The 22,918-nt window shown below is 61.0% G+C and carries 23 protein-coding genes and 1 pseudogene; 18 read left to right on the forward strand and 6 right to left on the reverse strand.

Annotation, left to right across the window (positions count from 1 at the left end):
- Nucleotides 1-29: 29 nt before the first annotated feature.
- Entirely contained in the window at nt 30-320 is a 291-nt protein-coding gene (locus tag GST84_17020; protein XGB13941.1) for a hypothetical protein, read from the reverse strand.
- 58 nt (nt 321-378) lie between these two features.
- Nucleotides 379-996: an arylesterase gene (locus tag GST84_17025; protein ID XGB13942.1), complete on the reverse strand. Its 618-nt coding sequence runs from the start codon at nt 994-996 to the stop codon at nt 379-381.
- On the opposite strand from GST84_17025, the gene GST84_17030 reads away from it, so the two are divergent.
- Both GST84_17030 and GST84_17035 read left to right on the forward strand, forming a co-directional pair.
- Nucleotides 995-1,681 (forward strand): ATP-binding cassette domain-containing protein, encoded by a 687-nt coding sequence (locus tag GST84_17030; protein XGB13943.1) that lies wholly within the window; start codon nt 995-997, stop codon nt 1,679-1,681. The two genes, GST84_17025 and GST84_17030, sit on opposite strands and share 2 nt — an antisense overlap.
- The gene (locus tag GST84_17035) at nt 1,678-4,185 is read left to right on the forward strand and encodes an ABC transporter permease (protein ID XGB13944.1); all 2,508 of its coding nucleotides are present in this window, start codon (nt 1,678-1,680) and stop codon (nt 4,183-4,185) included. Before GST84_17030 ends, GST84_17035 begins: the two co-directional genes overlap by 4 nt.
- Nucleotides 4,186-4,248: 63 nt before the next feature.
- Here GST84_17035 and greB read toward each other — a convergent pair.
- Together greB and GST84_17045 are read right to left on the reverse strand one after the other, a co-directional pair.
- Nucleotides 4,249-4,671, reverse strand: a pseudogene (gene greB, locus GST84_17040) (transcription elongation factor GreB).
- A 157-nt stretch (nt 4,672-4,828) separates the two neighbouring features.
- A complete protein-coding gene (locus GST84_17045) occupies nt 4,829-6,025 on the reverse strand; it encodes an MFS transporter (protein ID XGB13945.1) in 1,197 nt (398 codons plus the stop codon).
- Nucleotides 6,026-6,159: 134 nt separating this feature from the next.
- On the opposite strand from GST84_17045, the gene GST84_17050 reads away from it, so the two are divergent.
- The 3 genes from GST84_17050 to GST84_17060 all read left to right on the forward strand — a co-directional run bounded on the left by GST84_17050 (nt 6,160) and on the right by GST84_17060 (nt 8,594).
- Nucleotides 6,160-6,654, forward strand: a complete 495-nt coding sequence (locus GST84_17050; protein ID XGB13946.1) for a MarR family transcriptional regulator — start codon at nt 6,160-6,162, stop codon at nt 6,652-6,654.
- A 63-nt stretch (nt 6,655-6,717) separates the two neighbouring features.
- Nucleotides 6,718-7,233 carry a GNAT family N-acetyltransferase gene (locus GST84_17055; protein XGB13947.1) on the forward strand — a complete coding sequence of 172 codons (516 nt, stop codon included), beginning with the start codon at nt 6,718-6,720 and terminating at the stop codon, nt 7,231-7,233.
- Nucleotides 7,230-8,594: an NAD(P)-binding domain-containing protein gene (locus GST84_17060; GenBank protein ID XGB13948.1), complete on the forward strand. Its 1,365-nt coding sequence runs from the start codon at nt 7,230-7,232 to the stop codon at nt 8,592-8,594. The genes GST84_17055 and GST84_17060 overlap by 4 nt, the downstream gene beginning before the upstream one ends.
- Nucleotides 8,595-8,632: 38 nt before the next feature.
- Here the strand turns inward: GST84_17060 and GST84_17065 are convergent, their stop codons facing one another.
- Both GST84_17065 and GST84_17070 read right to left on the reverse strand, forming a co-directional pair.
- Nucleotides 8,633-9,724, reverse strand: a complete 1,092-nt coding sequence (locus GST84_17065) for an NAD(P)-binding domain-containing protein (protein ID XGB13949.1) — start codon at nt 9,722-9,724, stop codon at nt 8,633-8,635.
- 43 nt (nt 9,725-9,767) lie between these two features.
- Nucleotides 9,768-10,106: a metalloregulator ArsR/SmtB family transcription factor gene (locus tag GST84_17070; GenBank protein ID XGB13950.1), complete on the reverse strand. Its 339-nt coding sequence runs from the start codon at nt 10,104-10,106 to the stop codon at nt 9,768-9,770.
- 115 nt (nt 10,107-10,221) lie between these two features.
- On the opposite strand from GST84_17070, the gene GST84_17075 reads away from it, so the two are divergent.
- The 13 genes from GST84_17075 (at nt 10,222) to GST84_17135 (ending at nt 22,817) form a co-directional block, all read left to right on the forward strand.
- The gene (locus GST84_17075) at nt 10,222-10,635 is read left to right on the forward strand and encodes an arsenate reductase ArsC (protein XGB13951.1); all 414 of its coding nucleotides are present in this window, start codon (nt 10,222-10,224) and stop codon (nt 10,633-10,635) included.
- An 8-nt stretch (nt 10,636-10,643) separates the two neighbouring features.
- Complete coding sequence (locus tag GST84_17080; GenBank protein ID XGB13952.1) at nt 10,644-11,000, forward strand: metalloregulator ArsR/SmtB family transcription factor; 357 nt, start codon at nt 10,644-10,646, stop codon at nt 10,998-11,000.
- Between the two features lie 19 nt (nt 11,001-11,019).
- Nucleotides 11,020-11,490, forward strand: coding sequence for an arsenate reductase ArsC (locus GST84_17085; GenBank protein ID XGB13953.1), 471 nt, complete (start codon nt 11,020-11,022; stop codon nt 11,488-11,490).
- Between the two features lie 18 nt (nt 11,491-11,508).
- Nucleotides 11,509-12,570, forward strand: a complete 1,062-nt coding sequence (arsB, locus tag GST84_17090; GenBank protein ID XGB13954.1) for an ACR3 family arsenite efflux transporter — start codon at nt 11,509-11,511, stop codon at nt 12,568-12,570.
- A 3-nt stretch (nt 12,571-12,573) separates the two neighbouring features.
- Entirely contained in the window at nt 12,574-13,290 is a 717-nt protein-coding gene (gene arsH / locus GST84_17095; GenBank protein ID XGB13955.1) for an arsenical resistance protein ArsH, read from the forward strand.
- Between the two features lie 12 nt (nt 13,291-13,302).
- Nucleotides 13,303-13,806 (forward strand): protein phosphatase, encoded by a 504-nt coding sequence (locus tag GST84_17100; protein ID XGB13956.1) that lies wholly within the window; start codon nt 13,303-13,305, stop codon nt 13,804-13,806.
- A gap of 32 nt (nt 13,807-13,838) precedes the next feature.
- Entirely contained in the window at nt 13,839-14,843 is a 1,005-nt protein-coding gene (locus GST84_17105; GenBank protein XGB13957.1) for an ArsJ-associated glyceraldehyde-3-phosphate dehydrogenase, read from the forward strand.
- Nucleotides 14,844-14,852: 9 nt separating this feature from the next.
- Nucleotides 14,853-16,085, forward strand: coding sequence for an organoarsenical effux MFS transporter ArsJ (gene arsJ, locus GST84_17110; protein ID XGB13958.1), 1,233 nt, complete (start codon nt 14,853-14,855; stop codon nt 16,083-16,085).
- A 79-nt stretch (nt 16,086-16,164) separates the two neighbouring features.
- A complete protein-coding gene (locus GST84_17115; GenBank protein ID XGB13959.1) occupies nt 16,165-16,515 on the forward strand; it encodes a hypothetical protein in 351 nt (116 codons plus the stop codon).
- A gap of 89 nt (nt 16,516-16,604) precedes the next feature.
- A complete protein-coding gene (locus GST84_17120) occupies nt 16,605-17,861 on the forward strand; it encodes a TolC family protein (GenBank protein ID XGB13960.1) in 1,257 nt (418 codons plus the stop codon).
- Nucleotides 17,858-19,324 (forward strand): efflux RND transporter periplasmic adaptor subunit, encoded by a 1,467-nt coding sequence (locus tag GST84_17125; GenBank protein ID XGB13961.1) that lies wholly within the window; start codon nt 17,858-17,860, stop codon nt 19,322-19,324. The genes GST84_17120 and GST84_17125 overlap by 4 nt, the downstream gene beginning before the upstream one ends.
- Nucleotides 19,321-22,479, forward strand: a complete 3,159-nt coding sequence (locus GST84_17130; protein XGB13962.1) for a CusA/CzcA family heavy metal efflux RND transporter — start codon at nt 19,321-19,323, stop codon at nt 22,477-22,479. Before GST84_17125 ends, GST84_17130 begins: the two co-directional genes overlap by 4 nt.
- Complete coding sequence (locus GST84_17135; GenBank protein ID XGB13963.1) at nt 22,476-22,817, forward strand: heat-shock protein HtpX; 342 nt, start codon at nt 22,476-22,478, stop codon at nt 22,815-22,817. Before GST84_17130 ends, GST84_17135 begins: the two co-directional genes overlap by 4 nt.
- The last annotated feature ends 101 nt before the right edge of the window (nt 22,818-22,918 follow it).

Consider the following 22,918-nt stretch of genomic DNA (forward strand, 5'->3'; position numbering starts at 1 on the left):
CGTTTCAGATGATGAAAGGCGCCTGTCGTTCAGCTGCCGTGCAGCTCTGGCCACACCGGGCGCATGCCACGTCGCTGGGCATCGAGGATGGCACGACACAGCTCACACAGGCGGCCATCGCGATAGATCGATCGCGACACCCCCGACCAACGTGGCTGGGCTGGCAGCAGGCCGCCGCACAAGGTACGGTCGACCGGCACGCCCAACTCAAGCTGGCGGGCCACGAGGTGGACGCGGATTTCCTGGCAGGCGAACAAGTCGAGCTGTTCGTCGGGCTCGATCAGTTGATAGGCATACAGGGACCAGGCAGGGCGCGGCATTTGGAGCACTCGAAACGGGGGGCGCAACATTAGCCGAAAGGCGCCCCCGTTTAAAGCTTCACAGCAAGGGTTTTATCGCTGGCCAGGCATTTTCCAGCAGGCGCTGCTGGGCACCCTGGGCCGGATGGATGCCATCAGCCTGCATCAGCTCGGGTACACCCCCTACCCCTTCGAGGAAAAACGGCACCAAAGGAACCTGTTTGTCCGCTGCCAGCTGTTCATACACCTTGGCAAAGGCAGTGGTGTAACGCACACCATAATTGGGCGGCAGGCGCATGCCCAATAGCAGCACCTTGGCCCCTGCCTGACGCGAGCGCTCGATCATCGAGGCAAGATTTTGTTGCAATTGAGCAGGTGACTGCCCGCGCAGGCCATCGTTGCCGCCCAGCTCCAACACCACCAGGCTCGGTTTATGTGCTGCAAGCAGCGCCGGCAGCCGCGCCTGGCCGCCTGCGCTGGTGTCGCCACTGATCGAAGCATTGACCACTTTGTCGTCAAAACCTTCGTCCCTGAGGCGGGCCTGCAAGAGAGACACCCAGCCCTGGCGGCTATCCAGGCCAAAACCGGCGCTGATACTATCGCCAACAACCAGCAGTGTTCCTGCCGCTGCGCTCTGGGCCAGGCAATACAGGGCCAGACCGGCACTCAACCACCACACTCGCATCGGATTCTCCATGAGCCCCAGCATTCTCGTTGCGCAGAACCTTAGCAAAGTGGTCCCCAGCGCGGAAGGAGACCTTACCATCCTCCACGCACTGTCTCTCGACCTGGCCCAAGGCGACAGCCTGGCCATCGTCGGCGCCTCCGGCTCTGGCAAGTCGACCCTGCTCGGCTTGCTCGCCGGCCTCGACCGCCCCAGCGCTGGCAAAGTCATGCTCGCCGGCCACGATCTGGGGCCACTGGATGAAGACCAACGCGCCCGTGTGCGCGCCGAACATGTGGGCTTCGTGTTCCAGTCGTTCCAGCTGCTCGACAGCCTCAATGCCCTGGAAAATGTCATGCTGCCGCTGGAGCTGGACGGCCGCCGCGACGCCCGCGAACAGGCTCGTACCTTGCTGGAACGGGTCGGCCTGGGCAAGCGCCTGAGCCACACACCCCGGCAGCTGTCGGGCGGCGAGCAGCAGCGCGTGGCAATTGCCCGCGCCTTCGCCGCGCAGCCTGCGGTGCTGTTCGCCGATGAGCCCACCGGCAACCTCGACAGCCACACCGGCGAGCGCATCAGCGACTTGTTGTTCGAGCTGAACAAGGAGCGCGGCACTACCTTGGTGCTGGTCACCCATGACGAACGCCTGGCCCGCCGCTGCCGGCGCCAGATCCGCCTGGACGCGGGCCGCCTCGTGGCGCCGATGGAGGCCCGGTGAGCCATATGCCGCTGTCCCGTCTGGGCGGCCTGGCACTGCGCCAGTTGCTGCGTGATGTTCGCGCCAGTGAAGTGCGCGTGCTGTTCTTCGCCCTGTTGGTAGCGGTAGCCGCCAGCACCGCTATCGGCTATTTCGGCGCCCGCCTCAACGGCGCCATGCAGCTGCGCGCCAGCGAGTTCCTTGGCGCCGATCTGGTACTGCAGGGCAGTGCCCCGGCCCGCGAACAACAGCTCGATGCCGGCAAGGCACTGGGCTTGCGCCATGCACACGTGGTCGAGTTCACCAGCGTGGTCGGCGGCGACAATGGCATCCAGCTGTCCAGCGTAAAGGCCGCCGACGGCGCCTACCCATTGCGCGGGCAAGTACGCAGCGCTCCGGCCCCCTATGCCGAAGAGACGCCCGGCGGCGGCCCTGCCCCTGGCGAGGTGTGGGTCGAACCTCGGCTATTGGCGGCACTGGGGCTGGCGATCGGCGACAGCATCGACGTGGGCATGAAAACCCTGCGGATGAGCCGTGTGCTTACCTACGAACCGGACCGCGCCAACAACTTCTACAGCCTTACCCCGCGCGTGATGATGAACCTGGCCGACCTGGAAGCCACCGGAGTGATCCAGCCGGGCAGCCGGGTCACTTACCGCGACCTGTGGCGCGGCGATGCCGAGGCGCTGGCGCAGTACCGCCACACCGTGGAAAAAGACCTGGCCGCCAACCAGCGCCTGCGTGACACCCGCGATGGCAACCAACAGATCGGCGGCGCACTGGGCAAAGCCGAACGCTACCTGAACATGGCCAGTCTTGTGGCTGTGCTGCTGGCAGGCGTAGCCGTGGCTCTGTCGGCCAGCCGCTATGCTGCACGCCGACTGGACGCCAGCGCCCTGCTGCGCTGCCTGGGGCTGTCGCGCCACCAGGCGTTGGGTCTGTATTGCCTGCAACTCGCCATGCTCGGGCTGGTCGCTGCCCTGGCCGGCGCCTTGCTCGGCTGGCTGGCTCAGCTGGGCCTGTTCCGTCTGCTGCACGGCTTGCTGCCGAGCGTGGTGCCCGCCGGCGGCATCATTCCAGCGCTGGCAGGTATCGGTACCGGGCTGGTGGCACTGGCTGGCTTCGCCCTGCCGCCGATCGCAGCGCTGGGCCAAGTGCCGCCACTTCGCGTGCTGCGCCGTGACCTGCTGCCCATACCTGCGAGCAGTTGGCTGGTGTACGGCGCCGCCCTGCTCGCCCTGGGCCTGATCATGTGGCGCCTGAGCCTCGACCTGCTGCTCACCTTTGCCCTGCTCGGTGGCGGCCTGGTCGCTGCGCTTCTGCTCGGCGGCCTGCTGTTGCTCGGTTTGCGCAGCCTGCGCCAGCTGCTGGCCGGCGCGCCACTCACCTGGCGCCTGGGGCTGGGCCAGCTATTACGCCACCCCATGGCTGCGGCAGGCCAGGCCTTGGCCTTCGGCCTGATACTGCTGGCCATGGCCCTGGTCGCCCTGCTGCGCGCAGAGCTGCTCGATACCTGGCAAGCACAGCTACCCAAGGATGCGCCTAATCACTTTGCCCTGAACATCCTGCCGGATGACCGAGAGTTGTTCGCTCAACGCCTGCACCAGGTCAATGCCGCTTCGGCACCGCTGTACCCGGTGACACCCGGGCGCCTGGTGCAAATCAATGAAAAACCAGTACAGCAGGTGGTCAGCAAGGACTCGGCAGGCGAGCGCGCCGTGCAGCGCGACCTCAGCCTGACCTGGGCCGCCGAGTTGCCCGAAGGCAATGTGTTGAGCGCCGGCAGCTGGTGGCAAGCCTTGCCAGCCGACAACGACATCCCCGGAGTTTCGGTGGAAGCGCAACTGGCCAGCAGCCTGAAACTGCAAATGGGCGACCTGCTGACGTTCGATATTGGCGGCCAGCAGCGCCAGGCCCGCGTGAGCAGCCTGCGCAACGTGCATTGGGACAGCTTCCAGCCGAACTTCTACATGATCTTCCAGCCTGGCACGCTGCAGGGGCTGCCGACCACTTACCTGACCAGCTTCTATCTGGCACCGGGGCATGACCTGGATGTAGTTGCGCTGTCACGGGCGTTTCCGGCGGTGACCATCCTGCAGGTGGATGCCTTGCTCGACCAGCTGCGCAGCATCCTCGCCCAGGTCACCCTGGCGGTGGAGTATGTGCTGCTGTTCGTGCTGGCCGCCGGACTGGCCGTGCTGTTCGCTGGCTTGCAGGCCACGCTGGACGAGCGTATTCGCCAAGGCGCACTGTTGCGCGCACTGGGCGCGGCGCGGCCGTTGCTGGTCAAGGCCCGGCGTATCGAGTTCGGCCTGCTGGGTGCGGCCAGCGGGCTATTGGCGGCCGTGGGCTGCGAACTGATTACCTGGGTGCTGTACCGCTATGCCTTCGACTTGCAGTGGAGCCCGCACCCGTGGCTGCTGGTGTTGCCGCTGACGGGGGCACTGCTGGTGGGTGGTGCTGGAGTACTGGGAACACGGCGGGCGTTGAATGCCAGCCCGCTGGCGGTGTTGCGCGAGGCTTGAGGCCTGGCTGTCAGCGCTTCTGCCGGGACAGCACATGCCTCAAGCTGACGCAAGACGGGCCAGTCAGCCCGTCGAAACGCCCTGGCCATAACTGATGCTGCTGACATACCAGGTTGCCTCACCGGTAGGTGTATGCACCACCACCTCATCACCTTCCTCCTTCTTCAGCAAGGCGCGAGCCATGGGCGAATCGATCGAGATGTAATCGTTGCGCCCGTAGATCTCGTCGTAGCCGACAATGCGAAACTTCATGGTCTCGCCCTCGTCGTTCTCGATCTCTACCCAGGCACCGAAAAACACTTTGCCTTCCTGCTCAGGCGAGTAGGCCACTACTTTCACATCTTCAAGACGCTTGCGCAGGTATCGCACCCGGCGGTCGATTTCGCGCAGCAGCTTCTTGTTGTACTGGTATTAGGGCCCCAGATCAAAACATACTATTAACAGGGCTAGTCCTCGTAGGATGGCCCGACGATACAAACGCTCCAGATCATCTTCGGTTCGCTTCGTCGTAGATCAAAGCAGAAGCTACCTAGCTTCGGTGCGGTTACGCCGGCTTAGCGACAGCCCTGGGTTGGAGGCGATCAGTACGGCCCGCTCTGTTTTTGGACCGTAAGTAGCCAATTTGTAAGCCCCTTATTGCTGGTCATAAATGAGTGTCTGTGGGCAACTTGATGCTTCCCCAGAGTGCCACCGCGATCATCATCGCCATCAGCAAAAGCATTACAGGAGCGCCCTGAGCGCTCAACACAATGGCCGCAGCAAATGGACCTGCGGCCTGTGCGAGAAGCATGGGCCGCGCCAGTGCTCCCATCCGTGCGCCATATCCCTGGGGGCCAAAAAGCACCAACGGCAATGTGCCTCGGGCGATGGTCAGAATCCCCATTCCCGCGCCGTAAAGTGCCGCTCCAGGAAATGCCAGCCAAGGCACACCAGGGATAAACAGGCAGATGCCGATGAGGCTTACCATCACACCGACGCGAGCCGACCAGCTCGGATGAAGATGCCGGGCAATCGAAAATTCCAGCACCCTGGCAACCACCTGGGCCGGTCCAATGACCATCCCGACTGCCAACACCGTGACCGTTGGCAGACCCAGTTGCTTGAGCGCCGTGAGCAGGTGAACAGACAGGCTGGCCATGACGAAGGCGACTACTGTCAGCAGCCCTGCAACAAGCCAGAAAAGGCGGCGGCTACGTTCATCGAGCGTCACCGACGCCAGGTCTTCCGAGGTTGACTCTTTTCCTGAGCCGAGCGGTTTCGGCACCGCCAGCCAATGAACAGGTAAGCCAACCACAACATGTATCGCAGCAAGTACCAAGCAGGTATCCCGCCAGCCTATCCATGACTCCAGTGCCGCCAACGCGGGCCATCCAACAGTACTGGCAAAGCCGCCAATCAAGGTCAGCCCCGTTATTGCACCCCGCGCACGCTCTCCCAGCAACGTCCCCAGAGTTGCAAATGCCGCGTCATACAAACCCGTGGCCATGGCTACGCCAAGGAGCGACCAAGCCAGGTAATAGAGCCACAGAGAGTTGGCCATCGACATCACCGTGAGCCCAGCACCCAGCATCAGCGAACTGAAAACAAGGACCGAGCGCCCGCCGCGGCGATCAATCAGTCGGCCAGCCAGCGGAGAGCAAAGGCCAGCAACCAGCATGCCCCAGGACAGTCCGCCCACGACAAACGATAGAGACCAGCCCGTATCGCGAGCAATTGGACCTGCCAGGACCGCCGGCAGGTAGAACGTCGACGCCCAAGCCAAGATCTGGGTGATGCCCAAGGTGAACACTAACCGAGCGCGACCCACGTTGGCTGGCAGGAGCTGTTCATGTCGAGTCACGGCAGTCCTTGTTATGGTTGTTAGTAACAACCAATGTAGTCGACGGAGCTCTGAAAGGTCAATCTGATGACCGGTCAGTTGACGAGCGCGCTCATCGCCCATATTGTTGCAGGTAACAACTAACTGGAAATGACATGCTGAACGAGCACAACGACGACCTTAGCCGTGATGCTGAAGACCTCTACGAAGCCCTGAACCAGCTGGTGCGCGTCTACCAGTTCAGGGATCGCGATCGCATCTGCTGCTATGACGTATCCGTCACCCAGTGCTACGCCATCGAGACCTTGGTGAAGCAGGGACCACTACGTCTGCAGGCCCTGGCCGAGGAAATGTTCCTGGACAAGAGCACGGCTAGCCGTGTCGTCGATACGCTGGAACGCAAGGGGTATGTCTCCCGCGTGGAAGATCCGGAAGACCGTCGTGCCGTGCGGGTCCAGGCTACCGAAGCCGGTGCCGACCTGTATGAGCGCATCCGCGATGACCTCATCAATGAAGAAAAGGCGATGATCAGTTGCATGGCACCGGAAGTACGCCAGGGAGCCCTGACGCTCCTGCGGCAGCTGACCCGCGCTGCTGAGGTACGTTGCGGCTTGGCAAACGAGAGTTGCTCAGCGAAGCCGCAAGAATAATGAGGGGGAGATCCCCCTTTTTTATCTAAATTGTTGTTACTACCAACTTAAAAAGGAAGCCAGATGCACATTCGCCCCGCTCAGCTCGGTGATGTTCAGGCCATCGCCGAGATTTACAACCAAGGGATCGATGACCGTAGCTCTACGTTTGAGACCCAGCCTCGGACCGCCATGGATGTACAGCCCTGGGTTGCCGATATGTCTCGCTTCCCGGTGCTGGTCGTCGAGCTAGACGGCGCAGTAGTGGCGTGGGCAAACCTGAGCAGCTACCGGGCGCGCTCCTGCTATGCCGGCATCGCTGATTTCTCGATTTACTTACGGCGAGATGTCCGTGGGCGTGGCATCGGCAAGGCACTGCTGAACGCACTGTTGAGCGAAGCAGAGGCACGGGGCTTCTGGAAAGTCCTTTCCCGCATTTTCACCTTCAACGAAGCGAGCCTTGCGCTCTGCCAGTCCTGCGGTTTCCGGAAGGTCGGCGTCTATGAAAAACACGCATGCCTTGAAGGACGCTGGCTTGATTGCGCCATCGTTGAACGAGTCTTCCCCTCCAACCAACCTGACACAGGAGAACGAGCATGAGCCAATCTGATCTTCCCATCGTAATCATCGGCGCCGGCCCCGTGGGGCTGGCGGCTGCTGCGCACGCAGTGGCCCGGGGTATGAACCCACTCATTTTTGAAGCAGGCGGCCAGGCTGGAGAAAGCATTAGCCAATGGGGCCACGTCAGCATGTTCTCGCCCTGGGAATACAACGTAGACAAGGAGGCTGCAAAGTTACTGTCGGCAACGGGCTGGCAAGCGCCTGATTCCGACACGTACCCCACAGGTCGTGAACTGCTGGATCACTACTTGCTCCCGCTAGCTGAGCTGCCAGTCATCAAGGAACGACTTCATCTGAACTCTCGCGTCACTGCTGTGACGAAAGTCGGCGCTGATGTGCAGAAAACCAAAGGCCGCGAATCTGCCGCGTTCCTGGTGCGTGTTAAAGGGCCAAAGGGTGAGCAAGACATCCAAGCTCGCGCAGTCATCGATGCCTCGGGCACGTACGAGACCCCGAACTGGATGGGCGCATCCGGCATCCCGGCATTGGGAGAGTTGAACGCCAAAGCGCATATTGCCTATGGGATTCCCGATGTCAGCGGCAATGCGCGCGATCGTTATCTCGGGCGCCGAGTGCTGGTTGTAGGTGGCGGACACTCGGCATTCAACGCTCTTCAGGATCTGGTCCAACTGCCCGGTACCCAGGTTTCGTGGGCTATTCGCGGACACTCGCTAGATAAAATTCTGGGTGGTGGTGCCAATGACAAATTGGCCGAGCGCGGCAGCCTGGGTCTGCGAATCCGTGCATTGCTCGAACAAGGAAAGATCTCGCTACACCAGGACATCTCCATCAGCCAGGTCGACACGACCGAACAGGGGCTGGTCGTGCACAGCAATGGCCAAGCTCTGCCAGAGGTGGATGAGATCATCGTCGCCACTGGCTTCCGCCCTAATCTGCAGCTTCTGGGCGAGCTACGACTGGCTATCGACCCGGCTACACAGAGCCCTGTTCAGTTGGCCCCGTTGATCGACCCGAATGAGCACAGCTGCGGTACCGTTCGCCCCCATGGCATCGATGAGCTCTCTCATCCCGACGAAGGCATCTTTATCGTAGGCATGAAGAGCTACGGTCGTGCTCCGACATTCCTGATGATTACCGGGTATGAGCAGGTGCGCTCAATCATGGCCGGGCTTGCAGGCGACTGGGAAGCGGCACGGCGTGTCGAGCTCGAACTGCCTGAAACCGGTGTCTGCAGCCTTCAGTTCGAGGAGCAAGATGAAGCTTCCAGTTGCTGCGCACCCAAGCCCACTACTCAAACCAGTTGCTGTGCATCACCGGAACCCCTGGCAACGCCTTCAGCCCAAAAGTCGAGCTGCTGCACACCGGCAAGCCGCGCATAACCCCATGCTCTGAGACTGCTCTTTCGCCCTGCACGAGTTCAAATCGTGCGGGGCGAAGTGGACAGGTGAGGCAATCGCCTATCGCTCAAGTGCTCAAGCAGCCGCGGCATCAGGTATGCCGCATCAGCTCCAACACCTCGCAGGGTCGCCGAGGCAAAATTCCTTTGCTTGGGCAGACCCACGAAGTACAAGCCAGGCACCTGAATTGCCACGCCGTTTCGCTGTAGCGTACGCCCGTGCCGGTCAACGACTGGGAGCTGCGCCAGAAACTCCTGGTTAGGGCGAAATCCTGTTGCGAATATCAGCGCGTCAATCTGGGTGCTGCTTTTGTCTGGCCAAATCACACCGTCGGGCAGTACCTGCTGGAACATGGCTCTGCGCTGAAGTCTGCCGCTGCTCAGTGCCTTTCGGTACTTGCCGGTGTCGAGCACTGGAGTGCTTTGATCACTCAACCATCGTGTTTGCTCCAACCCGGTGAATTTCAGCCAGGCATGAAAATCGAGTCCAAGAATCCGCTGAGGGAAGAAGCGGATCTTCTCGCGGGTAGCCAGCACTACCTGTGCAACGCCGGCAAGCTCATAGGCAATCTGAACAGCCGAGTTCGCTGCCCCCACAACGACAACACGCTGGCCGGCAAAGGCCTCAGGTGTTCGATAAGCCGAGCTATGCAGACAGTGTCCTGAAAAGTTCTCCAGCCCAGGAATGTCAGGCATGAAAGGACAGCTGAAGCCCCCTGATGCCACTACCACAGCACGCGCAGTGAAAGTCGCTCCGTTGGCGGTGCGAACCTCAAATGCCTTTTCCTTCTGTACGACCGCCACCACTCGGGTACCGCCCTGGAAAGGCAACTGAAACTCGGCGGCGTATGCCTCCAGGTACTGCACCACATCGTCTCGCAGCGGGTAGCCCTTGGGATCGCCAGGAAACGCCCGCCCCGGCAGCGCAGAGTACTCAGCTGGTGAGAACAGCTGCAGGCTTTCGTAGTAGTTACGCCAGTTCCCGCCAAGGGATGCCTGCTCATCCAAGATGAGGAACTCCAAGCCGCGCTGCTGCAAATGCCAGCCAGTCGCCAAACCTGCTTGCCCACCACCGATGACGACCACATCCAGAACGCGATTCGAATCATTCATATGTGCGCACTCATGCATATATAAGGGCAAAAAAAAGGCCGGCCTACGGACAGCAGAGCGAAACCAGACCTTTGGTTCGCTGGAGCAGACCCTCCAGACGCTCGACGATCGCCTCGCCATTTACTTCATAGAACACCTGCCTGCCCACCTTGGTAGCCTTCACGATCTTGGCGTCATGCAATACCTGCAGGTGCCTGGAGATCACCGAGCGCTCCTGTGGCAGCTCTTTGGCGATTTCGCCGACATCAGCCCGGCCGAGCAAAAGCACGCGCTTGAAAACCGCGACTCTGGAAGGCTCGCAAAGCGCTTTGAAGAAGGCCTCGTCCAGCGACTCGATGGCGGCGTCGATGGTTTGAGCACGGAGATTTTGGTTGATCGTCATGCGGTCAATATATGTGCATAAACGTGCACATGTAAAGCCACCCATCATCGAGGGCTTGCGATACATTCGGAAAAGCGTATATTCGAAAAACCATATACGCGCAGGGTACCAAGTGATGACTGGCAAGATCCGCGTCCTGTTTGTTTGCACCGCGAACGCCGCTCGCTCCCAGCTCGCCGAAGCTTTGCTCCGACACACAGACCCTATTCACTTCGAAGCCTTCAGCGCAGGTACCCAGCCTGGCCAAGTCGATCCGCGCACCTATGAAGCCCTCGAATATCTCGATATCGATACCAAGGCTCTACGCAGCAAGTCCATCGATGAGTTCGCAGGGGAGCGGTTCGACTACGTGATTACGCTGTGCGACAAGGCAGCCCATGAGTGCCTTACGTTGCCTGCCTTCGGCGAGGTTCTGGCGTGGAACTTCGAAGACCCTGTCACCAGTGACCAACACGATGCCTTCCGACACACGCTTCACGAGATTCATGAGCGCATCAAGATGTTCGTCCTGGTGAAAACCAAACACTGAGAATTGCTATGACTGACTCGCTGACCCCCACCAAGGTTTTCAAATGCCTCGCCGACGAGAACCGCATTCGGATGATGCTGCTGATCGCTCGCGAGGAAGAACTCTGCGTCTGTGAACTGACCTGCGCGCTGGAAGAAAGCCAGCCCAAGGTTTCTCGCCACCTGGCGCAACTGCGCACCTGTGACCTGCTGGAAGACCGCCGTCAGGGCCAGTGGGTTTATTACCGGCTGCATCCATCGCTTCCCGCCTGGGTACGTGAGGTCCTGGCGACGACGCTGGAAGCCAACCGCGAATGGCTAAGTACTAGCACCAAACGACTGGACACCATGGGTGACCGCCCTCAACGCGTCGCCTCCTGCTGCTGATCATTGCCGAGAAAACCCGATGAAAGTTCTGTTCCTCTGCACCGCCAATAGCTGCCGCAGCATCCTCTCCGAGGCTGTTTTCAATCATCTGGCCCCGGCCGGCATGAAGGCCTACAGCGCCGGCAGCCAGCCAAAGGGTGAGGTGCACCCGCTGTCCATCACCGCGCTGCAGCGTGCCGGTATCTCCACCGAGGGCCTCAGCAGCAAGTCCAGTGACGCGCATGCCGAGCTGGCACCGGACTTTGTCATCACTGTCTGCGACAAGGCCGCTGGCGAAGCCTGCCCCGTGTTCTTCGGACCAGCAGTGAAAGCCCACTGGGGACTTTCTGACCCTTCGGATTTGCACGGTAGTGCCGCCGAGCTGGACGCGGCATTCGACAACACGCTTGAGCAGATCAAGCGACGCCTCAAGGCATTCATCGCACTGCCTTTCGACCAACTGGATGCCGCGCAGCTCAAGGTCGAGCTGGCCCGCATCGGAACGCTCTGACGTTTAGGGAGATCCACCATGAGCAAAAGCCGACTTTCATTCCTAGACCGCTACCTGACGGTCTGGATCTTTCTGGCCATGGGCCTGGGCATTGGTCTGGGCAGCCTGTTCCAGGGATTGCCTGCGTGGCTGAATAGCCTGTCGGTAGGCTCGACAAACATCCCCATCGCCATTGGCCTCATCGTCATGATGTACCCACCTCTGGCGAAGGTGAAATACGAGGAGTTGCCGCAAGTCTTCAAGGACAAGCGCATCCTTGCCCTGTCGCTGATCCAGAACTGGGTGATCGGCCCGGTCCTGATGTTCGGGCTAGCCGTTGTCTTCCTTTCCGACAAGCCTGAGTACATGACCGGCCTGATCCTCATCGGCCTGGCACGCTGCATCGCCATGGTGCTGGTGTGGAACCAGATCGCCGGTGGCAACAACCAGTACGTGGCCGGTCTGGTCGCCTTCAACAGCATTTTCCAGATCCTGTTCTTCAGCGTGTACGCCTGGATCTTCCTGGGCCTGTTGCCGCCGCTGTTTGGCCTTGAAGGTAGCGTCATTGAGACCAGCTTCCTCGATATCGCTCAATCGGTGCTGATCTACCTGGGCATCCCGTTCCTGGCTGGTTTCCTGACCCGCAAGATTCTGATCAGCAGCAAGGGCGAGACCTGGTACCAGGAGCGCTTCATCCCGAAGATCAGCCCGCTGACCCTCGTGGCACTGCTGCTGACCATCGTCGCCATGTTCAGCCTGAAAGGCGACATGGTGCTGCAACTGCCGCTGGATGTGCTGCGCATCGCTATCCCGCTGACCATCTACTTTGTGGTGATGTTCTTCATCAGCTTCTGGATGGGCAAGCTGCTGGAAGCTGACTACCCACGTACCACTGCGCTGGCGTTCACCGCAGCGAGCAACAACTTTGAACTGGCCATTGCCGTGGCCATCGCCACCTTCGGTCTTGCCTCGCCGGTCGCATTTGCCACCGTCATCGGGCCCTTGGTGGAAGTGCCGGTACTGATCTCCCTGGTGGGCGTGGCCTTGTGGCTCAAGCGCCGCTGGTTCGATCAGCCATCTGGCGCCTTGTCTCAGGAGTAAATCATGACCGAACACCACATCCCCAATATCGACAACGATCTGGTCGACCTGCCGACAGCAGACAAGTTGGCAGTCGAGCCAAAGTCCACCCACAAGCCTCGCATTCTGCTGCTGTACGGATCGACCCGCGAACGCTCGTTCAGCCGCCTGCTGACGGAAGAAGCGGCACGCCTGCTAGAGCACTTCGGTGCCGAGACGCGGATCTTCAATCCGACCGGGCTGCCACTGGCGGATGACGTGCCCGATGACCACCCCATGGTCAAGGAGCTGCGCGATCTGGTGCTGTGGTCCGAAGGCATGGTCTGGTGCTCGCCGGAACGCCACGGTGCAATGACCGGCGTGTTCAAGTCGCAGATCGACTGGATTCCACTGAGCATGGGCGCCGTGCGCCCCACTCAAGGCAAAACCCTCGCGGTGATGCAGGTCTGCGGCGGCTCGCAGTCGTTCAACGTGGTCAACCAGCTGCGCGTCCTCGGCCGCTGGATGCGCATGTTCACCATCCCTAACCAGTCGTCCGTGCCGAAGGCCTACCTGGAATTTGACGAGGCGGGTCGCATGAAACCCTCTTCGTACTACGACCGTGTCGTCGACGTAATGGAGGAGTTGGTGAAGTTCACCCTGCTGCTTCGTGATCGCTCCGACTACCTGGTCGATCGCTACTCCGAACGTAAAGAGTCGGCTGAAGAACTATCCAAGCGTGTCAATCAACGATCCATTTGAGGCTTTGTGAGCATGCAATTGCACCCGTATTCCGTGTTGGCTAATTCCGAACTGGTCGGCCAGCTGATCTTCACTCCGTGCCCCGGTACCAAGGAGACATCGGTATCTCAGGCTCTGGCAACGTTGCACGATGCCGGCGCGAGCGCGCTGGTAACCCTGATGCCGAGTGAAGAACTGCTGCAGAACGAGATCGATCTGCTTCCCGAGGAGTGCCAACTGCTGGGCCTCGAATGGTTCCACCTGCCGGTCGAGGACGACGAAGCGCCCGGTGAGCCGTTTGCGGCCGCCTGGGAGGCTCACCGGGAACGCCTGAAAGAGCTGGTGATGACCGGTAAGACGATCGCCATTCACTGCAAGGGCGGCTCTGGCCGCACCGGCCTGTTTGCCGCCCGCCTGATGATCGAGTGCGGCATCCCTGTGCAGGAAGCTGTTTCCCAGGTCCAGGCCCTGCGTCCACGTGCGATCCAGAACCCTGCGCACGTTGGGTATATCAACCAGTTCAGCGACACCCTCTGACCTTTCGCTAATCGCGATTCGAGAACAAGAACATGGCTATCAAAGTAGGTATCAATGGGTTTGGCCGTATTGGTCGCTTGGCGCTTCGCGCATCCTGGGACTGGCCGGAATTCGAGTTTGTGCAGATCAATGACCCGGCCGGTGACGCCGAGACCCATGCCCATCTGATCAACTTCGATTCGATCCACGGACGCTGGCACCGTGAAGCCTGCGCAGAGGGCGACGCGGTAGTGATCGAGGGCAAGCGCATCAAGGTCACCGCCAACAAGACCATCGCGGACACCGACTGGTCGGGCTGCGACCTGGTCATCGATGCCAGCGGCAAGATGAAGTCGGTAGCCGTGCTCCAGGCCTACCTGGATCAAGGCGCCAAACGTGTGGTCGTCTGCGCTCCAGTAAAGGAGAAAGGCGCACTGAACGTGGTGATGGGCGTCAACCAGCACCTGTTCGACCCGGCGCAGCATCGTATCGTCACCGCCGCTTCCTGCACTACTAACTGCCTGGCCCCGGTGGTCAAGGTGATTCACGAGAATTTGGGCATCCGCCACGGCTCGATCACCACCATTCACGACCTCACCAATACCCAGAGCATCCTCGATACACCGCACAAGGACCTGCGTCGTGCCCGTGCCTCAGGCATGAGCCTGATCCCGACCACCACAGGCTCGGCCACCGCAATCGCCGAGATCTTCCCCGAACTGCGCGGCAAGCTGAATGGTCATGCCGTGCGTGTACCGCTGGCCAACGCCTCGCTGACCGACTGCGTGTTCGAAGTGGAACGTGAGACGACGGCTGAAGAGGTCAACTCGCTGCTGAAAGCCGCTGCCGAAGGGCCGCTGAAGGACATTCTGGGCTACGAAGAGCGCCCCTTGGTGTCCATCGACTACCGCACCGATCCGCGGTCCTCGATCATCGATGCGCTGTCCACCCTTGTAGTCAACGGTACCCAGGTGAAGATCTACGCCTGGTACGACAACGAGTGGGGCTACGCCAACCGTGCCGCGGAACTGGCACGCTTAGTCGGCGCAGCGGAGTAAACGGCGATCATGAAGGCGTTGTCAGCCCTGTCTGCGGAAGTGCGTCAGTACCTGCTGGTTACCGGCAATTACTGGGCCTTCACCCTCACCGACGGCGCATTGCGCATGTTGGTGGTACTGCACTTCCATTCGCTGGGCTACACGCCGCTGCAGATTGCGGCGCTGTTCCTGTTCTACGAAGTGTTCGGCGTGATCACCAACCTCGTGGGTGGCTACCTCGGCGCCCGCCTGGGGTTAAACCGCACCATGAACATCGGCCTTGGCATGCAGGTCGTCGCCCTACTGATGCTCACGGTACCAGCAGCCTCGCTGACGGTGCCGTGGGTAATGGCCGCCCAGGCGCTCTCCGGCATCGCCAAGGACCTGAACAAGATGAGCGCCAAGAGCTCCATCAAGCTCCTGGTGCCGGACAGCCAGCAAGGCACCCTCTACAAATGGGTGGCCATCCTGACGGGCTCGAAAAACGCGCTCAAAGGCGTGGGCTTCTTCCTCGGGGGAGCACTGCTTGCGCTGCTCGGTTTCAGCCAGGCGGTACTGGCCATGGCGGCGGTGCTGGCCCTGATTTGGATCGGCAGTCTGATCCTGCTGAAAAAGGACTTGGGCAAGGCCAAGGCCAAGCCGAAATTCCGCGACATGCTGTCCAAGAGCCGGGCCATCAACATCCTCTCCGCCGCACGGCTGTTTTTGTTTGGTGCTCGGGATGTCTGGTTCGTGGTGGCTCTGCCGGTGTACCTGAACTCTGCGTTTGGCTGGGACTTCTGGCTGGTCGGTGGCTTCTTGGCCGCATGGGTAATCGGCTACGGCATCGTCCAGTCGTTTGCCCCCCACATCACCGGCAAGAAGCGTGGTCATGTGCCAGACGGCCGAGCAGCCTTCATCTGGGCAATCGCCCTGGCCGGGCTACCTGCGCTCATCGCCGTGGGCCTGTCGGCAGGCTGGTCAGCGCAAGTAGTGCTGCTGGGTGGGTTGATGCTGTTTGGTGTGCTATTCGCGGTGAACTCATCGCTGCACAGCTACCTGATCGTCAGCTATGCCAAGGAAGATGGGGTCTCGCTGGATGTGGGCTTTTACTACATGTCCAACGCCCTGGGTCGCCTGGTTGGTACGCTGCTCTCGGGCTGGGTATTCCAAGCCTACGGGCTGGGAGCTTGTTTATGGATTTCCTCGGCCTTCATGCTACTCGCAGCCCTGATCTCTATTGCTTTACCCAAGCACGTTGAGGTGATTGCAACGTCGCAGTAGTAAACAGAAGTAATTGCGTTTTTCTTAAGTAAAGGCGCAGTTAATGCTGCGCTAACCAATATCACCTAAACTCGCCCCTATGATCCGCATCCTGCGACTGTTCACTATCCTGATGCTCGTACTTTCGCTTCCTCTCAACGGGATGGCGGGAGTCGACTCAGCCATCGAGCCTTGCCCCATGCAAACCATGGGCATGCAGATGATGGCAGGGATGGAGCACGACTGCTGTCAGGACCAGGATCAGGGGAAAACCTCTCAGCACGCCAACAAGGCCTGCAAAATCGGCCAGGAATGCAGGACCGCAAGCACATTGCAGGTCAGCATGCTCGAGCCCGCGCTCACCTTCTCGACTCCCCGCCCTGTCGATACCTATGGCGAAGGCCTTCTGACCAGGCCCCCCCCCGATCATTGGCGTCCTCCCCGCACCTGATTCCTTCGTGAACCTCACACCATTGTTCTGCCTCGGCGGCTGAACGATGACATGCGCCTGTGCGCTGGTTTTTTCGAGGAATCATCTTCATGACTCCCCTATGTTCCCATTCAGGGCGGATGCTTGCTGCCGCCCTGACACTCCTGCTGCCGGTGCTATCCGCGCAGGCGAATTCGCTCACGCTGGACGATGCGCTGCAACTCGCCGAGCGCAACGCACCTTCGCTTCAAGCACGCCAGGAACAGGCTTCCGCAGCACGTCACTCAGTTGTGCCTGCGGGTGAATTGCCAGATCCACGATTGAATCTCGGTGTGCAGAATCTGCCCGTGGATGGCAGCGATCGATGGAGTACCAACCGAGACTTCATGACCATGCAGGTGGTCGGCCTTTCTCAGGAGGTGCCCAACCGCGACAAACGAAAAGCGCGGGTCGAAACCGCTCAGGCCACGGTCGAGCGGGCGGATGCCGAAGCGCTGTTCGAGCGTCTGAAAGTGCGTGCAGCCACGGCACAAGCCTGGATTACCGCGTACACCCTGCAACGCAAATTGCAGCAGTTCGACAATCTGTTCAACGAGAACCGCCTGCTGGCAGCGGCGGTACGTGCACGCCTGGCCGCAGGGGGCGGCGCTTCCGCCGACGCCCTGGCCCCGGGCCAGGAGGCCGCGCAGCTGGAAGAGCAGAAGGACCAACTACTGACCCAAGCCACCCAGGCCCGCGCCGCACTTAAACGCTGGATCGGACAGGATGCCGACGCATTACAAGCGCCGACGTTTCCGCAGTGGCCGGTACGCGCACCTGACTACCTGCACACCCTACACGCCCATCCGGAGTTGGCCGCCTACGGGGCCATGACCCGTGAAGCCCAAGCTCAGGTGCAGCAGGCCATCGCCGAGAAAAAGTCAGATTGGGGCTGGCAGGTTGACTACCAACGCCGCGGGCCTGAATTCAGCAACATGGTCAGCCTGCAGGTCAGTTTCCAGTTACCGCTGTTCAGCGGGTCGCGGCAGGACCCGATGATCGCCGCTCGCCAGGCCCAGGTGCGGCAACTGGAGGACGAACAGGAAGCGGCACTGCGTGAACACACCGCGCAGCTCGAAGCTGACCTGGCGGAATACCAACGCCTGCAAAGGGCGGTGACGCGCAGCCGCGAAACCTTGCTGCCGCTGGCCGAACAACGCGTCAGCCTGGCCTTGGCCGACTACCGGGCAGGCAAGTCGGCGCTGGAAGAGGTAGTCACAGCGCGGCGTCAGCGCATCGAGGCACGGTTACAGGATATCGACCTGCAAGGGCAGCTAGCGGCGACCGCCGCTCGCCTGCACTTCGTATATGGAGAGGTGCGTGCATGAACAACAGGTCTATCGGTTTGATCACAGCACTCGCCCTGGCCATTGGCACCGGGACAGGCTATTGGCTGGGGCATCCTGGGCAACCTGCACAAGCACCCGCAGCAACAGCGGAACAGAAGCCATTGTATTGGTACGACCCGATGTACCCGCAGCAACACTTCCCAGCGCCCGGCAAGTCGCCGTTCATGGACATGCAACTGGTAGCGAAGTACGCCGAAGAAGGCACAGGCCCCGCAGAGCCTGCGGTGCAAATCAGCCAAGGCGTACAACAGAACCTTGGGGTACGCCTGGCGACGGTGAGCCGTGGCCGGCTGCAGCGCAGCCTGCAGGTCAGCGGTGTGCTGGCCTTCGATGAGCGAGATTTCAGTGTGCTCCAGGCACGCACCGCAGGCTTCGTTGAGCGCACCTATGGCCGAGCCACGGGGGATGTGGTGGCCAAAGGCGCGCCTCTGGCAGATGTACTGGCTCCGGAATGGGCTGGGCTGCAGGAAGAGTTTCTCGCGCTGCGCCACTTGGGTGATGTGCAGTTGCTAGCTGCAGCACGCCAGCGCCTGCTGCTGGCCGGCATGCCGGGTGAACTGCTCGACCGGGTCGCACGCAGCGGCAAGGTGCAGAACCAGGTAACACTGGTCGCACCGAGCGCCGGGGTCATCCAGGCACTGGACCTGCGTCCAGGAATGACCGTGGCACCTGGCGCAACCCTGGCACGCATCAATGGCATAGCGAATGTGTGGCTCGAAGCCGCTGTGCCGGAAGCTCAGGCAAGTGGCCTGCACGAGGGGCAAGCAGTAGAGGCCCACTTGCCGGCTTATCCCGGCGAGACCGTTCTAGGCAAACTGACAGCTCTGCTCGCGGATGCAGACCTGCAAAGCCGTACCTTGCGCCTGCGTATTGAGCTGCCCAACAAAGATGGTCGGCTACGGCCGGGAATGACCGCGCAGGTTGCGCTGCGCCCAGGCGAAAACGCCGATGACAGCCTGCTGCTACCTGCCGAGGCCGTAATCCGCACCGGCAAACGTGATCTGGTGATGGTGGCCGAAGACCAAGGCCGGTTCCGCCCAGTGGAAGTGCTGCTAGGCCAGGAGAACGGCGGCCAGGTTACCATCTTGAAAGGCCTGCAGGCCGGGCAAAAAGTCGTGGCATCCGGACAGTTCCTGATCGACTCCGAAGCCAGCCTCAAAGGCATCGAGGCGACCACCGCCTCGGACTCACCGGCCGCCTCGCAACCGCCCGAGCTGCATGAAGCAGACGGTCGAATCGTGCAAATTGAAGGTAATCAGCTGACCATCGCCCATGGGCCTTTCGTCACCCTGGGAATGCCTGGGATGACCATGACTTTTCATGTGGCCGACCCCACGCTGATTACTGGGCTCAAGGTGGGTGAACGTATCCGCTTTGGTGTTCGGGAGCGCGACGACGGCATGGTCATCGAGCAGATCAATGCGCTGGAGGGCCAGCCATGATCGAAAAACTGATTCGTTGGTCAGTGAGCAATCGCATACTGGTTCTGCTCACCACTTTGTTCCTGGTGGCCTGGGGGATATTTTCGCTGCGCAGCCTGCCGATCGATGCCTTGCCCGATCTGTCGGACGCCCAAGTAATCATCCGTACCTCCTACCCAGGGCAAGCACCCCAGATCGTCGAAAACCAGGTCACCTATCCGCTGACCACCACGATGCTCTCGGTACCGGCCGCCAAGACCGTACGTGGCTTTTCTGCCTTCGGCGACAGCTTCGTCTACGTGCTGTTTGAAGATGGCACCGACGTGTACTGGGCACGCTCACGCGTGTTGGAGTACCTGAGCCAGGTTCAGTCGCGCCTGCCTGCCTCAGCCAAACCAGCACTTGGGCCGGACGCCACAGGCGTTGGCTGGATCTACCAGTACGCTTTGGTCGACCGCAGTGGCAGGCATGATCTGGCACAGCTGCGCAGCCTGCAGGATTGGTTCCTGCGCTTTGAGCTCAAGACTGTACCGGATGTCGCTGAAGTGGCAAGCATTGGCGGCATGGTCAAGCAGTACCAGGTGGTACTCGACCCGCTGCGTATGGCCAGTCTCGGCATCACCCAGGGCGAGGTCGCAAACGCCATCGGCAAGGCCAATCAGGAAACGGGCGGTGGCGTGCTGGAACAAGGTGAGGCGGAATTCATGGTGCGGGCCTCGGGCTACCTGAAGACGCTGGACGACTTTCGCGCCATCCCCCTGCGCTTGGCTGCCAACGGTGCACCGGTGACGCTGGGCGACGTCGCCCGAGTACAACTCGGGCCGGAAGCCCGGCGGGGCATCGGGGAGCTGGACGGCGAAGGCGAAGCCGTGGGCGGCGTGGTGATCCTGCGCAGCGGCAAGAATGCCCGGGAAGCCATCACCCGTGTGAAGGAAAAGCTCGAAACACTGAAGAAAAGCCTGCCCGCCGGCGTCGAGCTGGTGACTACCTATGACCGCAGCCAATTGATCGACCGCGCCGTAGACAACCTCAGTCACAAGTTGATCGAGGAGTTCATCGTGGTCGCACTGGTGTGTGCGGCCTTCCTGTGGCACCTGCGCTCGTCGCTGGTTGCGATCGTGTCATTGCCGGTGGGGGTGCTGATCGCGCTGATCATCATGCGGCACCAGGGCATCAACGCCAACATCATGTCTCTGGGCGGAATTGCCATCGCCATTGGCGCAATGGTCGATGCCGCTGTGGTGATGATCGAAAACGCGCACAAACGGGTCGAGGCCTGGCATGCCCGTCATCCGGGGCAGGTGCTGAGAGGAGCCGAGCACTGGCGGGTCATGACAGATGCCGCCGTGGAGGTCGGGCCGGCGCTGTTCTTCAGCCTGATGATCATCACCCTGTCGTTCGTGCCGGTGTTCACCTTGCAGGCCCAGGAGGGACGGCTGTTCGCACCCCTGGCGTTCACCAAGACCTACGCCATGGCGGCCGCGGCGGGGCTAGCCGTGACATTGGTGCCGGTGCTAATGGGCTACTGGATCCGTGGGCCATTGCCTGCCGAGCAGCGTAATCCACTCAACCGTGGGCTGATTCGCGTGTACCGGCCGGCGCTTGAGGTCGTACTGCGTAGGCCGTGGTTGACGCTGTTGGGCGCGCTGGCGATCTTGCTCAGCAGCCTGTGGCCATTGAGCCACCTGGGTGGAGAATTCCTGCCGCCGCTGGACGAAGGTGACCTGCTGTACATGCCCTCGGCCCTGCCAGGCCTGTCGGCGCAAAAGGCCTCGGAGCTGCTGCAGCGCACCGATAGACTGATCCGCACGGTGCCAGAAGTCGCCAGTGTGTTCGGCAAGGCCGGTCGCGCGGAGTCAGCCACCGACCCGGCACCGTTGGAGATGTTCGAGACCATCGTGCGGCTCAAGCCCAAGGATCAGTGGCGGCCAGGAATGACCAGCGAAAAACTGGTCGAGGAACTCGACCGGACCGTACGCGTACCGGGCCTGACCAACATCTGGATTCCGCCAATCCGCAACCGAATCGACATGCTCGCCACCGGTATCAAGAGCCCGATTGGCGTAAAGGTGGCCGGCAGCGACCTGGCGCAGATCGACCGCACGACCCTGGCCGTCGAACGGGTAGCGAAGACTGTACCTGGCGTGACCTCGGCACTGGCCGAGCGTTTGACCGGCGGACGGTACGTCGATCTCGACATCGACCGCCAGGCTGCTGCCCGTTACGGCCTGAACATCGCCGACGTGCAAGCCATTGTCGCCGGCGCCATTGGTGGCGAAACCATCGGGGAGACGGTGGAAGGCCTGGCGCGTTACCCGATCAGCGTCCGCTACCCCCGCGAATGGCGCGATTCAGTCGAGGCACTGCGTCAGCTACCAATCTACACCGCTCAAGGTGCCCAGATAACCCTCGGCACCTTGGCCCGTGTGCGAATTGCCGAAGGCCCGCCGATGCTCAAGAGCGAGAACGCCCGCCCCTCTGGCTGGGTGTACATCGACGTTCGCGGCCGTGATCTGTCGTCTGTGGTCGCTGACCTGCGTCAGGCAGTTGACCGCGAAGTGAAGCTTGATCCAGGCGTCAGTCTGAGCTATTCAGGCCAGTTCGAGTATCTGGAGCGCGCCAACGCTCGGTTGGCCTGGGTGGTGCCGGCGACATTGGCCATCATCTTCGTCCTGCTGTATCTGACCTTTGGCCGCCTAGGTGAGGCGCTGCTGATCATGGGCACTCTGCCTTTCGCCCTCACCGGCGGTGTGTGGTTGCTGTACCTGATGGGTTTCAACCTGTCGGTAGCCACCGGCGTTGGCTTCATTGCCTTGGCCGGGGTCGCGGCGGAGTTCGGGGTGATCATGCTGATCTACCTGAATAACGCTTGGGCCGAGCGACAGGCCAATGGTGAGCCCACTCAGCCAGCTCTACTTGAGGCCATTCGCGAGGGCGCGGTACAGCGCATCCGGCCGAAGGCGATGACCGTGGCAGTGATCGTTGCAGGCTTGCTGCCCATTCTCTGGAGCAGCGGGACCGGCAGCGAAGTGATGAGCCGCATCGCCGTACCCATGGTAGGCGGAATGCTGACCGCCCCCTTGCTCTCTCTCTTCGTTATTCCCGCAGCGTATTGGCTGATCCAGCGCCGCGCTCTTGTAGTCACTCACGATTCCACACCAGGAGAAATCCGATGAAAAAGCTCTACCTCAGTGTTGCACTGCTCTTCGCCTTTGCATCAGGCGCACAAGCTCAAGACTCCATGGCCGGGATGAACATGGATGGTATGGATATGAAGGAAGCTCAAGCAGCACCTGCCGCTCACGCTGAAGGGATGGTAAAGGCCATAGACGCCCAGGGCGGCAAAGTGACCTTAATGCATGGACCGGTGGCGGCGCTGAAATGGCCAGCCATGACCATGGGCTTCAAGGCCACTGCGCAGCAGCTGGAAAAGTTGAAGGTGGGAGATAAGGTAGCGTTTGACTTCAGGATGGACGGCAGCAGCGCGACGATTATTGATATCCGTAAGGAGTAAATCGTCTAGCCCATAGCTATCAGCGAGAAACCGCCCACAGCAGTGATCGTCATAGGCAACTCCCGAGCAATGCTCGGGAGTTGGGCAGCAGATGACCACCT

Origin of the sequence: Pseudomonas putida (genome assembly GCA_041879295.1) — a bacterium.
Lineage (GTDB): Bacteria > Pseudomonadota > Gammaproteobacteria > Pseudomonadales > Pseudomonadaceae > Aquipseudomonas > Aquipseudomonas putida_Y.

Coding starts and splice junctions, on each gene's coding strand:
- GST84_17020 (XGB13941.1), bottom strand. CDS start 320: ATGCCGCGCCCTGCCTGGTCCCTGTATGCCTATCAACTGATCGAGCCC.
- GST84_17030 (XGB13943.1), top strand. CDS start 995: ATGAGCCCCAGCATTCTCGTTGCGCAGAACCTTAGCAAAGTGGTCCCC.
- GST84_17025 (XGB13942.1), bottom strand. CDS start 996: ATGGAGAATCCGATGCGAGTGTGGTGGTTGAGTGCCGGTCTGGCCCTG.
- GST84_17050 (XGB13946.1), top strand. CDS start 6,160: ATGCTGAACGAGCACAACGACGACCTTAGCCGTGATGCTGAAGACCTC.
- GST84_17055 (XGB13947.1), top strand. CDS start 6,718: ATGCACATTCGCCCCGCTCAGCTCGGTGATGTTCAGGCCATCGCCGAG.
- GST84_17060 (XGB13948.1), top strand. CDS start 7,230: ATGAGCCAATCTGATCTTCCCATCGTAATCATCGGCGCCGGCCCCGTG.
- GST84_17065 (XGB13949.1), bottom strand. CDS start 9,724: ATGAATGATTCGAATCGCGTTCTGGATGTGGTCGTCATCGGTGGTGGG.
- GST84_17070 (XGB13950.1), bottom strand. CDS start 10,106: ATGACGATCAACCAAAATCTCCGTGCTCAAACCATCGACGCCGCCATC.
- GST84_17075 (XGB13951.1), top strand. CDS start 10,222: ATGACTGGCAAGATCCGCGTCCTGTTTGTTTGCACCGCGAACGCCGCT.
- GST84_17080 (XGB13952.1), top strand. CDS start 10,644: ATGACTGACTCGCTGACCCCCACCAAGGTTTTCAAATGCCTCGCCGAC.
- GST84_17085 (XGB13953.1), top strand. CDS start 11,020: ATGAAAGTTCTGTTCCTCTGCACCGCCAATAGCTGCCGCAGCATCCTC.
- arsB (XGB13954.1), top strand. CDS start 11,509: ATGAGCAAAAGCCGACTTTCATTCCTAGACCGCTACCTGACGGTCTGG.
- arsH (XGB13955.1), top strand. CDS start 12,574: ATGACCGAACACCACATCCCCAATATCGACAACGATCTGGTCGACCTG.
- GST84_17100 (XGB13956.1), top strand. CDS start 13,303: ATGCAATTGCACCCGTATTCCGTGTTGGCTAATTCCGAACTGGTCGGC.
- GST84_17105 (XGB13957.1), top strand. CDS start 13,839: ATGGCTATCAAAGTAGGTATCAATGGGTTTGGCCGTATTGGTCGCTTG.
- arsJ (XGB13958.1), top strand. CDS start 14,853: ATGAAGGCGTTGTCAGCCCTGTCTGCGGAAGTGCGTCAGTACCTGCTG.
- GST84_17115 (XGB13959.1), top strand. CDS start 16,165: ATGATCCGCATCCTGCGACTGTTCACTATCCTGATGCTCGTACTTTCG.
- GST84_17120 (XGB13960.1), top strand. CDS start 16,605: ATGACTCCCCTATGTTCCCATTCAGGGCGGATGCTTGCTGCCGCCCTG.
- GST84_17125 (XGB13961.1), top strand. CDS start 17,858: ATGAACAACAGGTCTATCGGTTTGATCACAGCACTCGCCCTGGCCATT.
- GST84_17130 (XGB13962.1), top strand. CDS start 19,321: ATGATCGAAAAACTGATTCGTTGGTCAGTGAGCAATCGCATACTGGTT.
- GST84_17135 (XGB13963.1), top strand. CDS start 22,476: ATGAAAAAGCTCTACCTCAGTGTTGCACTGCTCTTCGCCTTTGCATCA.